General features: G+C 69.1%; 11 protein-coding genes. 7 read left to right on the forward strand and 4 right to left on the reverse strand.

Going from position 1 to position 12,152, the window contains the following annotated elements; all coding sequences use genetic code 11:
* Positions 1-23: 23 nt before the first annotated feature.
* Genes ACZ466_RS44655 through ACZ466_RS44675 form a run of 5 tightly spaced genes read left to right on the forward strand, consistent with a single transcriptional unit; the run spans position 24 to position 4,244 of the window.
* On the forward strand, positions 24-644 hold the full coding sequence (locus ACZ466_RS44655; RefSeq protein WP_378282182.1) for a chromate resistance protein ChrB domain-containing protein: 621 nt from the start codon (positions 24-26) through the stop codon (positions 642-644).
* Complete coding sequence (locus tag ACZ466_RS44660; protein WP_378282181.1) at positions 644-1,879, forward strand: cytochrome P450; 1,236 nt, start codon at positions 644-646, stop codon at positions 1,877-1,879. Before ACZ466_RS44655 ends, ACZ466_RS44660 begins: the two co-directional genes overlap by 1 nt.
* A gap of 37 nt (positions 1,880-1,916) precedes the next feature.
* Positions 1,917-2,450, forward strand: coding sequence for a VOC family protein (locus ACZ466_RS44665; protein WP_378282180.1), 534 nt, complete (start codon positions 1,917-1,919; stop codon positions 2,448-2,450).
* Positions 2,451-2,509: 59 nt separating this feature from the next.
* The gene (locus ACZ466_RS44670; protein ID WP_378282179.1) at positions 2,510-2,704 is read left to right on the forward strand and encodes a ferredoxin; all 195 of its coding nucleotides are present in this window, start codon (positions 2,510-2,512) and stop codon (positions 2,702-2,704) included.
* Positions 2,667-4,244 (forward strand): class I adenylate-forming enzyme family protein, encoded by a 1,578-nt coding sequence (locus tag ACZ466_RS44675; protein ID WP_464041935.1) that lies wholly within the window; start codon positions 2,667-2,669, stop codon positions 4,242-4,244. The genes ACZ466_RS44670 and ACZ466_RS44675 overlap by 38 nt, the downstream gene beginning before the upstream one ends.
* A gap of 103 nt (positions 4,245-4,347) precedes the next feature.
* Here ACZ466_RS44675 and ACZ466_RS44680 read toward each other — a convergent pair whose 3' ends face one another.
* Positions 4,348-6,672, reverse strand: coding sequence for a transketolase-like TK C-terminal-containing protein (locus ACZ466_RS44680; RefSeq protein ID WP_378282177.1), 2,325 nt, complete (start codon positions 6,670-6,672; stop codon positions 4,348-4,350).
* Between the two features lie 107 nt (positions 6,673-6,779).
* Here ACZ466_RS44680 and ACZ466_RS44685 point away from each other — a divergent pair, with 107 nt between their 5' ends.
* The gene (locus tag ACZ466_RS44685; RefSeq protein WP_464041936.1) at positions 6,780-7,304 is read left to right on the forward strand and encodes an Lrp/AsnC family transcriptional regulator; all 525 of its coding nucleotides are present in this window, start codon (positions 6,780-6,782) and stop codon (positions 7,302-7,304) included.
* A gap of 305 nt (positions 7,305-7,609) precedes the next feature.
* On the opposite strand, the gene fabI is transcribed toward ACZ466_RS44685, so the two are convergent.
* The 3 genes from fabI to ACZ466_RS44700 all read right to left on the reverse strand — a co-directional run bounded on the left by fabI (position 7,610) and on the right by ACZ466_RS44700 (position 10,637).
* Positions 7,610-8,398, reverse strand: coding sequence for an enoyl-ACP reductase FabI (gene fabI, locus ACZ466_RS44690; protein WP_378282175.1), 789 nt, complete (start codon positions 8,396-8,398; stop codon positions 7,610-7,612).
* Positions 8,399-8,786: 388 nt separating this feature from the next.
* Complete coding sequence (locus ACZ466_RS44695) at positions 8,787-8,954, reverse strand: hypothetical protein (RefSeq protein ID WP_378282174.1); 168 nt, start codon at positions 8,952-8,954, stop codon at positions 8,787-8,789.
* A 642-nt stretch (positions 8,955-9,596) separates the two neighbouring features.
* Entirely contained in the window at positions 9,597-10,637 is a 1,041-nt protein-coding gene (locus ACZ466_RS44700) for an acyl-CoA dehydrogenase family protein (RefSeq protein WP_378282173.1), read from the reverse strand.
* Between the two features lie 445 nt (positions 10,638-11,082).
* Here ACZ466_RS44700 and ACZ466_RS44705 point away from each other — a divergent pair, with 445 nt between their 5' ends.
* Positions 11,083-11,718 carry a TetR/AcrR family transcriptional regulator gene (locus ACZ466_RS44705; protein WP_378282172.1) on the forward strand — a complete coding sequence of 212 codons (636 nt, stop codon included), beginning with the start codon at positions 11,083-11,085 and terminating at the stop codon, positions 11,716-11,718.
* Positions 11,719-12,152 lie beyond the last annotated feature (434 nt).

Raw genomic sequence — 12,152 nt, forward strand, 5'->3', positions numbered from 1 at the left:
GGCGTGATTCCGGGGAGGCCGGGATGAGGTGGGTGACGCGATCGCACCTGCACCTCGACCGTGTCGCGACGTCGTGGCTCATCCGCCGGTTCATCGATCCCGACGCGTCGTTCGAGTTCGTGGGATGGGCTCCGGAGACCGAGCTGCCCGAAGGGGCGGTCCCGTTCGGAGTGCCCGGCGTGGAGCTGGGCGCGCACGACGAACACGGCACGACGTTCGAGAAGGTGATGCGCGCGTTCGAACTCGACGACCGCGCGCTGTGCGAAACGGCGGCGATCGTGGCGGCGGGGGTGCGCCGGGCGTTGCGGATCGATCCTCCGGACGGTCAGCAGCCCGCTCATGCCGCGTTGGGCAGGGCCCTGGACGGGCTCGGTACCGGTCTGGGCGTGTTCAACAGCGACGAGGACATCATCCGCATCTCGACGCCGCTGTACGACTCGCTCTACGTCCTGTGCCAGCTGAGGGTACTGAGCCGCGCGGACCAGAAGGCCGCTCCGCGCGATCCGGCCGGCGGCCGGGCGTACTGGCGCGCCCGTCTGATGGATCCCGCCGCGGCGGCCGTTCCGACCGAGATGACCAGCGAAGACAGTATGAGTCCGCCGGCCGATGCCGCGGGCGGGCGCCGGCTTGGCAAGGAGCCTTGATGACAAACTCGATCGATCAGGGTCTGTACGACGCCTGTCCGTACCCGTACTACGAGCGGCTGCGTTCCGAGCCCGTCCGTGAGCAGCCGGGCATCGGCTACGTGGTCTCGCGCTACGAGGACGTCCTGATGGTGTTGCGGAACTCGGACACGTTCTCGGCCGCGTTCAACCCCGGGTTCGCCTCGTCCCGGCTGACGCTGAACGAGCGGCCGCGGTCGGTCGACACGATCATGGCGGAGGGCTATCCGGAGTGCCCGGCTCTCGCGCACACCGACGGCGAGACCCACAAACGTCACCGCGGCTTCGTCAACCGCGCGTTCACGCCCCGCCAGGTGGCCAAGATCGAGCCGGTGATCCGTGCGGTCGCGAACGACTGCATCGATCACTTCGTCGACCGCGGAAGGGTGGAGTTGCTGAGCGAGTTCAGCGGCCCGCTTCCGCTCACCATGATCAGCGACGCGCTGGGCCTGCCCCGCGAAGACCTCCCGTTGTTCAGGGAATGGACCGAGGCGCTCCAAGGCATCAGGGCGCGCGTGGTGCCCGAGGCCGAGTTCGTCGAACGTGCGCACAAGTGGGTCGCGTTTCAGCGCTACTTCGGCGCGGTCGTCGAAGACCGCCTCGCCGACCCCCGCGACGACCTCGCCTCAGCGATCCTGCAGGCGGGCAACGCCGGTGAGACCCCGCTCGAGTCGGGCGAGCTGATGAACATCTTCGCCCAGCTGATCCTGGGCGGGAACGAGACGGCCGCCAGCACCTTCAACTCGGGGATGCTCACCCTGGCCCGCGACGCCGGGGCACAGGAGCGGCTTCGCGACGACCCCGCGCTGATCCCGAATTTCGTCGAGGAGGTGCTGCGCCGGGACTCGCCGGTGCTGGGCATCCCGCGGATCGCCACCGCGGACACCCGCATCGGCGAGGTCGACATCCCGGCAGGATCACGCCTGCTCGTGCTGTTCGGTTCCGCCAATCGCGACGACTCGGTCTTTCCCCGTCCCGACGACGTCGAGCCGGAGCGGGAGAACGCCCGCTCGCATCTCGCCTTCGGCAACGGGAGCCACTTCTGCGTGGGCGCCCCGCTGGCACGCGCCGAGCTGCGCATCGGGTTCGAGCAGCTGCTGTCCCGGCTCGGCCCGTTCAGCCTGGCGCCCGGGTTCGAACCCAACTACATCGGCGGTCCGCTGGGCCATCGCCTCGAGCGCCTGGACCTGCGGTTCACGCCCGGCGGACACCGATGAACCCGCTCGGCCCGCCGGCCAAGGAAGGAAGGACGCCATGGCTCCTCCGCTGAAATTCGCGCACGTCGTCTACCGCACCAACGACCTGCCGCGGCTGCGGCACTGGTACCTGACGACGCTGGACGCGTCCGTCGCCTTCGAGAACGACTTCATCTGCTTCCTGACCTATGACGACGAGCATCACCGCGTCGCCATCGTCAACGACCGGAGGTTCGTGCCACCGGGCCGGCCGCGCGCCGTCGACCACGTCGCGTACACCCGCCGCGACCTGCGCGATCTGCTCGACACGCACGACCGGCTGAAGGCGGTGGGCATCGAGCCGTACTGGACGGTCAACCACGGACCCACGACGTCCTTCTACTACCGGGACCCGGACGGGAACGGCGTGGAGTTCCAGGTCGACAACTACGCGCGGAGGGAGGAGCTGCACCGGTTCTTCCGCTCGCGGTACTTCGAGGACAACCCGATCGGCGTCGACGTCGACGTCGACGACCTGCGTGTCCGGCTCGACGGCGGCGAGCCGATCGAGTCGCTCCTGTTGCGCGCCGACGTGGCGGCCGCGGCCGAGTAGGACGGCCGGACACGACAGCCGCCGGCACAGCCGCGAAGGGCTCTGGCAGAAGGAGGGAAATGAAGATCGAGATGACGGACGCGTGGTGCGAGGCGCACGGCCTGTGCGCCGGCGTCGATGCGGAGCTGTTCCCGCTCGATGACGAGGGCTACAGCGCCGTCGGCGACGGGAGAGCGGTGCCGGCGGGCAAGGAGGAGGTCGCGGGCCGGGGTGTGAGTGCCTGTCCCGTTCGGGCACTGCGGACCATTTCATAATCCGGCGCGGCGGATCACCGGAAGGCCACGAAGGGTTGTCATGGGTATCGAACTGCTGCTGGACATGGCCGTGGACGGATACGGGGAGCGCGTCGCGATCGGATCGCACGACGACGGCTCGAGCTACGTCGACCTCGGGGCGCTGAGCCGAGGCGCGGCGACCGTCGCAGCCGAGCACGGCGCCACCCACGTGGCGACCGTCGCCGTCATGGGGCCGCTCCTGCCGATCGTCCTGTTCGGCGGTTCGTACGCCGGCGTGCCGGCCGTACCACTGAACTACCGGCTCTCGACTCCGGCGCTGGACGAACTGCTCGCCACGCTCGAGCGGCCGCTCGTCATCGCCGACGCGGACTTCGCCGAGGCGCTGCGACGACCCGGGCGCGTCGTGCTCACCACCGAGGAGTTCCTGGCGGAGGCACTGGCTGCTGAACCGGCCGGCCCGGCTTGCCCGGCCGACGACGATCCGGCCGTTCTGCTGTTCACCAGCGGTACGACGAGCAGGCCGAAGTGCGTCGTCCTGACGCATGCCAATCTCGTCTCCTATGTTCTGGGCACGGTGGAATTCGCCGGCGCGGGCATCGACGAGAGCCAACTGGTGACCGTGCCGCCGTACCACATCGCGGGTGTCGCGTCGGCGCTCACCAGTACCTACAGCGGCCGCCGGGTCGTCCATCTCCCGCGGTTCTCGCCGGTCGGCTGGCTGACCACCGTCCGGCGCGAGTCCGTCACCTCCGCCATGGTCGTCCCGACGATGCTCGCCCGGATCGTGGACCACCTGGACGGCGGGCTCGCCGACGCGCCCAGCCTGCGGGCCCTCGCCTACGGCGGGGCGCGGATGCCCACTCCCGTTCTGGAACGCGCACTCCATGCCTTTCCCGAGGTGGATTTCACGAACGCGTACGGACTGACCGAGACATCGTCGACGATCGCCGTGCTCGGCCCCGAGGATCATCGCCGGGCGATCGCGGCGACCGAGCCCCGGACGCGCGCACGACTGGGCAGTGCGGGCCGCGCGGTGGCGGGCGTGGAGATCGGCGTCCGCGATGCCGGCGGAAACCTGCTGGCGCCCGGGGCGGTGGGGGAGATCGTGGTTCGCGGCCCGCAGGTGTCGGGAGCCTACGTCGGGATCGGGAGCGTCCTCGATTCCGACGGCTGGTTCGCCACCCGCGATCGGGGACGGCTCGACGAGGACGGCTATCTCTACGTCGACGGGCGGAGCGACGATGTCATCATCCGCGGCGGCGAGAACATCGCGCCCGCCGAGGTAGAGGACGCCTTGGCGCGGATGCCGGGCGTGCGGGACTGCGCCGTGTTCGGCCTGCCCGACGACGAGTGGGGTGAGCGGCTGGCAGCGGCCGTCGTCGCCGAACCCGGGCAGGCGCCCACGACGGACGAGGTGAGGTCCTACCTGCGTGCTCGGCTGCGTGGCTCGCGGACCCCAGACGATGTCTTCATCGTCGACGCACTGCCGTACAGCGCCACTGGCAAACTCTTGCGCCGCCACCTCGTCGCGGACTTCGCCCGGCCCGCTGCAGGGTGAGCGCGCGACCGCCGCGTGCCGGCGGAGATGGTCTGGGCCCGGACGCCGCCCAAGCGCCCAGGCGTTGACCCGGGCACTCAGGCGAATTCGGATGGAAAAGCCCTTACAGGAGGTCGAGGCCGGCGCGGACGATGCTGTCGGTGTCGATCCCGTGGTGGCGGTAGACGTCGTCGATGGTTCCGGATTGGCCGAACCGGGTGACGCCGAGCGAGGTGGTGGGCGTCTGGTTGACGGTGGCCAGAAAAGCCAGGGTGTGCGGGTGGCCGTCCAGGACGGTGACCAGCGGCGTGGCCCGCGACGCAGGGAAGGCCTGGTCGAGGATCCAGCTCGGGCCCTCCTGCCGGCCTTGCCGCGCCTGCAGTGCCGTGAAGAGCAGGCCGGGGCTGGTCACGCATACGACGTCGGTCTCGACGTCCGCCTGCGCCAGCCGTTCGGCCGCGGCGAGCGCCTCGGGTATCAGCGCGCCCATCACGGCGATGGTGACCTTGGGGTGCTCGGCGCGCCGCAGCGGGTAAGCCCCGGCGACGACCTGCCGCCGGCGGCGTTCCCTGGCCGCCGGGTCGGCCGGTACGGCGGCCAGGGTCTGGTCGACCGGCCGGGTGGACAACCTCAGGTAGGCCGAGCTTCCGCCGGGTCTGCCGAGGCGGGCGAGGCTGGCCAGCAGCGTCCATTCGAGGTCGATCGCGAAGGCGGGTTCGTAGCTGATGCAACCGGGTTGTTCGATGCCGATGGAGGGAGTGGTGATCGATTGATGTGCGCCGCCCTCGGGTGCGAGGGTCACTCCGGAGGGGGTGCCGACCAGGATCGACTGGCCGCCGGCGTAGATGCCGAACGACCACGGTTCCAGGGCGCGTCCGACGAACGGGTCGTACATCACGCCGATCGGCAGCAGCGGCTGCCCCCACCGGCTCCACGTCGCCCCGAGCTCGCCGAGCAGGCCGACCAGGTTGGTCTCGGCGATGCCGAGCTCGATGTGCTGGCCGGAGGGCTTCTCCCGCCAATGCAGGATCGTCTCGGCGTCGTCGGCGAACCAGTCCACCCGCTCGCGGGCCGACCAGACCCCGACCTTGTTGACCCAGCCGCCCAGGTTGGTGCTGGAGCTGACGTCCGGGCTGACCGTCACCACCCGCCGGGCCGCCTGCGGCGCCTGGCGGCTCAGGTCCATCAACACCCGGCCCAGGGCCGCCTGGGTCGTCGCGGTTCCGGCCGGGGTACGGCCGATGTCCGTCGGCAGCTCAGGCGGCGGCTGCGGCGACACGTCCGGGCGGCGCAGCCACCGGGACCTGGCCGCACATGCTCGTTCGGCGGCGCTGCCGGCGGCGAACTGCTTCCACGGGTGTTCGAGGTCCGTGCCGAGCCTGCCCGCCAGCTCCCGCATCTGCTCGGTGGTCAGCAGCGAGGAGTGGTTCTGCGGATGGCCGCGGGAGGGGAGGCCGTGGCCCTTCACCGTGTACGCGAAGATCACTGTTGGCCGGGTGTCGTCGATCGAGGCGTACGCCTGATCGAGCGCGCTCAGGTCGTGGCCGCCGAGGTCGCCGATGGCCGCCATCAGGGTCGCGTCGTCCAGGCCGGCCACCAGTGCGCTGATCGGCTCGCGCCCCGCCCCCTGCCCGGGCAGCCGCTGCCGCAACTGGTCGGCGGTGCAGCGCAGCAGGCGCTGGTATTCGGGGTTGGGCATCCGATCGATGCGGGTGCGCAGAGCGTCCCCGCCGGGGCGGCCGAACAGCTCCTCCAGCAGCCGGCCGTACTTCAGGGTGAGCACCTGCCAGCCGGCCGCGGCGAACATCCCCTGCAGGCGATCGGCGGCGATGTCGGGCACCACCCGGTCCAGCGATTGGCGGTTGAGATCGACGATCCACACGATCTCGCCGAGTTCGGCGGTGCCGGGGTCGAGGACCGCCTCCCAAACCGCGCCCTCGTCCAACTCGGCGTCACCGAGCAGCGAGTACTGCCGGCCGGTGCCGGCGCCGCCGGTGGTGTGCTCGACGTAGCGGCGGGCCAGCGCACCCCAGATCGGGGCGGTGGCACCGATCCCCACCGACCCGGTCGAGTAGTCCACCGGATCGGGGTCTTTGGACCGGCTGGGGTAGCTCTGCAGCCCGCCGAACGCCCGCAACGTCGTCAGGTACGACTCGTCCAGTTCGCCCAGCAGGTAGTTGATCGCGTGCAGCACCGGTGAGGCGTGCGGCTTCACCGAGACCCGGTCCTCGGGCTTGAGATGCCGGAACCACAACGAGGTCATGATCGACACCATCGACGCGGACGAGGCCTGGTGACCCCCCACCTTCAGACCGGACGGATTCGGCCGCACCCGGTTCGCGTGATGGATGGTCGCCGTCGACAACCACAGCACGCGACGCTCGATGTCCCGCAGGACATCCAGAGGGGCGGCTTCAGGTTGCGGCGGGGCGGGTGCGGTACCGGTCATCGGTGAATCCTTCGGCGAGGTGACGACGCTCCATATGTGCACTAGTCGCGACCGATGGCATCACAGAGGAATCGAATGCACAATAATCATCGTCAAAGTTCAGCAGAATGCACGTCTGGCATCATCGCATTCCTTCGGAAGTGAGCATTGTGCAAAACCATGAGCGGATCAGCCCGACCGACGCCCGCCTGCTCCTCGCCCTGATCGACCGTCCCCGGGCCACCACCATCGCGCTGGCGGAGCACGCCGGGCTGTCCCGCAACACCGTGCAGACCAGGCTGGCCAGGCTCGAACAGGACCGCGGACTCGCCTCCTTCGATCGCCGGATCGATCCCAAGGCCCTCGGTTATCCGCTGACCGCCTACGTCACCACCCAGGTCACCCAGCACAGGCTGGACAAGGTCGCCGCGGCCCTGGCCGCGATCCCGGAGGTGCTCCAGGTGCAGGGAGTCAGCGGGCCGATCGATCTGCTCGTGCACGTCGTCGCCGCGGACGCCGACGATCTCTATCGCATCGCCGGCCAGATCCTGGCCATCCCCGGGGTCGAGCGCACCAACACCTCCCTGGTCATGCGCGAACTCGTCGGATATCGCATCACCCCCCTGCTCGCCCGAATCACCGAGCCCGAATGAACCCGACCTCCGGTCGAGCGTCTGACCAGGCACTCCGAGGAGCGCGACCTCATGATCCGCGCCTGGCCGTCCATCCCGGGGAACCGCTGACCGCAGCGTCGTTGACGCGGTGGAGTTCCTGCGGGCCGTGCCCGGGCGAAGGCGGCGTTCGTATGAAGCGGTCCCGGCCGGCCGACGAGACCGGCAGGACACGCGGACCCGCGAGCCGGCGGCCGACCACAATGGCCTCGTGCGAGCCGACGCGATCAATGCCCTGTCAGGGTGATGTAGCCGGCGAGAAGCCTGTCGGGTCCTTCGATCGCGCTCTATCCGAGCTGGCCGCCCATGGCGTGGACACCGCCGTCGACGTGGATGATCTCGGCCGTCGTGGCGGGGAACCAGTCGGACAGCAGAGCGACCATGGCCTTCGCGGTGGGGACGACGTCGGTGATATCCCAGCCGAGCGGTGCCGACTGGTCCCAACCGTCGGTGATGCCATCGAAGCCCGGGATGGACGTTGCGGCCATGGTGCGGATCGGGCCGGCGGCGACCAGGTTGCACCGGATCTTCTGCCGGCCCAGGTAGCGGGCCAGGTAGCGGTTGCAGGACTCCAGACCGGCTTTGGCGACGCCCATCCAGTCGTAGACGGGCCAGGCCGCGCGGGCGTCGAAGGTGAGACCGACGATCGAACCGCCCTCCTTCATCAACGGCAGGCACGCCATGGCCAGTGACTTGAGGGAGTAGGCGGAGATATGCACGGCGGTGGCCACGTCCTCCCACGTGGTGTTGAGGAAGTTGCCACCGAGCGCGTCCTGCGGGGCGAAGCTGATGGAGTGGACGACGCCGTCGATCCGGTCCCAGCCATGGGCGCGCAGTTGTGCTTCCAGGCCGCTCAGGTGCTCGTCATCGGTCACGTCGAGCTTGATGACCGGCGGCACGTCGTCGGGACCGGACGGCAGTCGTTTGGCGATGCGCTCGGTGAGGGTCGGACGGGGAAACGCGGTGAGGATGAGGTTCGCGCCCTGTTCCTGCGCGTACTTCGCGGTGTGGAAGGCGATCGAGGCTTCGGTGAGGACGCCCGTCACCAGAATGTTCTTGCCTTCGAGAATGCCCATGAACGTCCTACTCCAAGTCCAGCGTTGAGGGGAACCACGGTCCCGGCCAGGGATACGCCGCCTCGTCGCGCCGGGAAGGTGGTCACCTCCACGGCGACCCTGCCGAGGCTTCGCGTGTCGCGAGGCTATCGATGCGTATCGAGGCTGTCATGTGCGGGGAAAAACAAGATTGCGGATCGATCTTTGTGCTCGGGCATTCTGAAGTATCCGCCTCTGGGGCGCTATTGCGGTCCGGCCGGGGCGAGAGGTGGAGTGGCTCCCTGGCGAGGGTTTGTGACCCGGTATTCGAATTGCCTGCCGCACTGGCCCATGCGCTGCCATCGAGCCCTGGTTCGCCGCACCGGACGACTCGGCCCCGTGATGTGTCACATCAGCTTTCGCGGAGGCCCTAGGTGCCCATCGCCTTCGCCGCCGCCGATGCGCTGCGCGAGCGGCGTGAGCCCATGACCTGGTCCTGCGGCTCGGCGCCGCATCGGAGGTCCGCTGCCCCTGCCTTATCGACCGCGCCGTCCAGCATGTCGGGCCGCCACTTGAAGTAGTGGACGGCCGCCAGCAACTCGCGGAGAGTATGTGCTCAGGCTGCTCCGAGCCAGCCGGGGCGAAACGCATCTCAGCGGCCTGACATGCCGCCGGTGGCGAGGTGACCCGGTCCCTGGCAGGCCGCGATCGCCGCTGGTAACTGGATCAGTCGACTGCCGGCGGCCGAGTTTGAAGACCTGGTCGACCTGTACGGGTGCCCGGGGCGATGCAGGAGTGACAGCAAACGCGGCCGGTTGCGTCGAAGATTGGTGTAACAACGGTTTGTAGTGGGCGACCGATAGCCATCGATTTGAGCGCGGAAGAAGTGTTTACCGTCAACGGCGAACTCGACTGTAAAGTCGGCGAGTCCATCAGGGGCAGGCGCGTTGGCCTCGGGCCAGTTCAGCGACCCGCTCCCAGTCCGTATTTCTTCCACGTCGAGCCGTGCTCGTTCCCATCAGTGCACTCCATCCCGCCCATGCTCGCTATCGCTAGCCCCCGTGCCGTGGCGCAGATCAGGTCGCTGCTAGCCGTCGCTGCGGTATCACCACGCGCAACGCTCCACGACGCGCAAGCCGGAACAACTGGAAAAGCGTCGTACCGAGTGCGTACAGGCGGGTGCGGTGGTCGACGTTCTGGCCCAGGACCTGCGCGGGCGCCGTCACTGCTGGGAGTGATGTCAGGCGGTCAGGCGCTGGACGAGGTTGGTGCGCATGTCCGGGCGACTGGCCGCTACCAGGGTGAAGGCGGCTTCCCGGACCAGACGCTGTGCGTGCTGGCCGATCAGGATGGCGGAACTGCCGACACCGGCCACCAGCGCCCCCGTGGCTCGCAGGGCGAGTTCCGCGGCGGCGGCTCTGGCCGACGTCAGAAGTGAGGGGTCGCCCATCCCGGCGTCGAGTGCCGAGCGCGCCTCGTCGAGGCGGGCGGACAGCGCCGTGGCGGCTTCGGTGTGCCCGGTCTCACCGAGCAGGCGAATCGCCCTGTCTGCGATGCCGCAGGCCACGCAGCCGTTGAGGCGCGACCCGAAGGCTTGGAAGGACAGGAATTCTGCGTACGGGCTGCTTCCGGTCACCCGATCCGAGGGCAGCGGATAGCCGTCGAAGGAAAGTCGGACGGTGTTGGTGGCCTGGCCGGCGACAAGCCGGGTCGGTTCGGCCGTGAGCCCGTGGCCCGGGGCGGCGTCGATCAGACCGGAGACGACGGTGCCGGGCTCACCGGAATCGAGGTCGCGGCCGGACACCTGGAGCAGGTCGATCACACCCCAGCCGCTGACGAACGGAGCCTCCCCGTCCAGCACATAGCCGCCGTCGACGGCGCGTGCCCGCAGTTTCGGCGGGTTCGGCAGAACGCCGGCGAAGGCGACCCCGCTGCGGACGCGACCGGCCACCATGTCCTCGAAGAAGCGATCGCGCAGCGCCGTGTTGCCGGTTCCGCTCAGGTTGAGCACGGCGCCGTTGTGCTGCATCCAGGTGAACGTGGTCGACAGGCAGCCGCCGGACAGCGCCTCCAGGATCTCCACGACCTCCCCGAAGCCCAGTTCCTGCGCGCCGACGGCGACGGCGAGCCCGTAGAAGCCCTCGCGGGCGAGCAGATCCCAGTGCCCGTCGGGCACCTTCCCGGTCTCGTCCACCGTGTTGGCGGCGGGGAAGAGCACCTCGTCGGCGATCTCGCGGGCTCGCCGGACGATCGGGTGCACGCCTTTCCGCGTCTCAGTCATAAGGTTAGGCTAACCTAATTACTACGCCGAGTCGGCGTGAAGAACATGTTTCTCCGGCGCTCGGCCGTCATCACGCGACGCCGTCTCGAACGATGCCGGGCCAACGGCGCTGATCATGTGGTCCACCCATGCAACGGCGCGAAGGCGCGCTCTCGGTCTGCGATGCCCGGTCCACCTGTAGGGAGTCCTCAGCCTTGAGCTTTGCTCCCGATGGCGACACCGCCCTGCCTTCGGCCTGCGATATTGCGGGGCTGATCCTGGCGACGGATACGCGGCTGCGGCCTCGGATCGTCGGCCCGCGGCAATCCGGCACCCCGATATATCGGGGAATGTGACGCGTAGGCCATAGAGGGCCCAGGGCCCCTCGGCGCGCTTCGGGTGGCGTGGCACGCATGCTGGTGCGGCATTATGTTCCGGACGTCGGATTCATCGGTTGGAGGGCACGATGGACCCAGAGCCTCGCTCGGCGAAAGGCCGCCGCACTCGCGCGCGCCTCGTCGCGGCCGGCAAGGCCGTGTTCGAGCGTGAGGGCTTCCGGCAGGCGCGGATCACCGATATCACCGCCGAGGCCAAGGTGGCGCACGGGTCCTTCTACCACTACTTCGATTCCAAAGAATCGCTCTTTCGCGAGATCGCCGAGGAAGTCGAAGTGCGCCTGGTGTCCATGGACGACATCCCAGAGGACCTGCCCGAGAACGCCGGGCCCATCGACCGCATCCGCGCAGCCAACAGGGCCTACCTGACGGCGTACCGGAAGGAGGCCCGCATCATGCGGGTGATCGAGGAGGTCAGCCGGTACAACGACGAGGTCCGCAGGGTGCGGTCCAAACGCGACGACTACCTGGCGGCCCGGCTCGAGTCGGCGATCAAGCGGCTGCAGGCGGCGGGGCTGGCCGACGAACGCATCGACGAGAGGTGCGCCGCCATGGCCCTCGGCGGCATGGTCGCGAAGTTCGCGGAGATGGTGTTCGTCGGCGACGCGCGTTACGACATGAACGCGGCGGTTGAGCAACTCACGCTCCTGTGGGCCAATGCGCTGGGCCTGAGCCCCACCCCCGACCGGGAGCTTGCGGCCGGCTGACCCTCGTCCCTTTCTCCTCCACCCGTTCGTTGGTGTCGTCGGCTCGCGCGTCACCAGTGAGGCTTGGCGCGCCATCTCGTCACCTGGGCGTCCGCGGGAACGCGCGTATTCGGCCGATGCGATCGCGACGGTCGCGATCTCACCGATCCCCGTGCCGTCGTCAGTCTCTGGACCGTGCTGAACGACGAGGCGGCGTCGCCGGAGTCCCATCGGCGACCGGGATCTGCCTCTACTCCATGCCGGACTCGCCGGGGTTGATTCAGCCCCAGAGCCTTCACCGCCGTAAGCGACATAAATCGACTCCGACGTCAGGATCGATATCTCCAGGTAGTAGACCGCGTGGTCCTGCTCGTCGCCCCGCGACTCCCTGACTCGTCGTTGCCGCCCGGAGGGGGTGGCTGCCCGGTCGTGCCGTGTGGGCTTTGAGAGCCTTC

The organism is Actinomadura rugatobispora (assembly GCF_055379765.1).

Coding starts and splice junctions, on each gene's coding strand:
- ACZ466_RS44705 (WP_378282172.1), top strand. CDS start 11,083: ATGGACCCAGAGCCTCGCTCGGCGAAAGGCCGCCGCACTCGCGCGCGC.
- ACZ466_RS44670 (WP_378282179.1), top strand. CDS start 2,510: ATGAAGATCGAGATGACGGACGCGTGGTGCGAGGCGCACGGCCTGTGC.
- ACZ466_RS44680 (WP_378282177.1), bottom strand. CDS start 6,672: ATGACCGGTACCGCACCCGCCCCGCCGCAACCTGAAGCCGCCCCTCTG.
- ACZ466_RS44660 (WP_378282181.1), top strand. CDS start 644: ATGACAAACTCGATCGATCAGGGTCTGTACGACGCCTGTCCGTACCCG.
- ACZ466_RS44685 (WP_464041936.1), top strand. CDS start 6,780: ATGCACGTCTGGCATCATCGCATTCCTTCGGAAGTGAGCATTGTGCAA.
- fabI (WP_378282175.1), bottom strand. CDS start 8,398: ATGGGCATTCTCGAAGGCAAGAACATTCTGGTGACGGGCGTCCTCACC.
- ACZ466_RS44700 (WP_378282173.1), bottom strand. CDS start 10,637: ATGACTGAGACGCGGAAAGGCGTGCACCCGATCGTCCGGCGAGCCCGC.
- ACZ466_RS44655 (WP_378282182.1), top strand. CDS start 24: ATGAGGTGGGTGACGCGATCGCACCTGCACCTCGACCGTGTCGCGACG.
- ACZ466_RS44665 (WP_378282180.1), top strand. CDS start 1,917: ATGGCTCCTCCGCTGAAATTCGCGCACGTCGTCTACCGCACCAACGAC.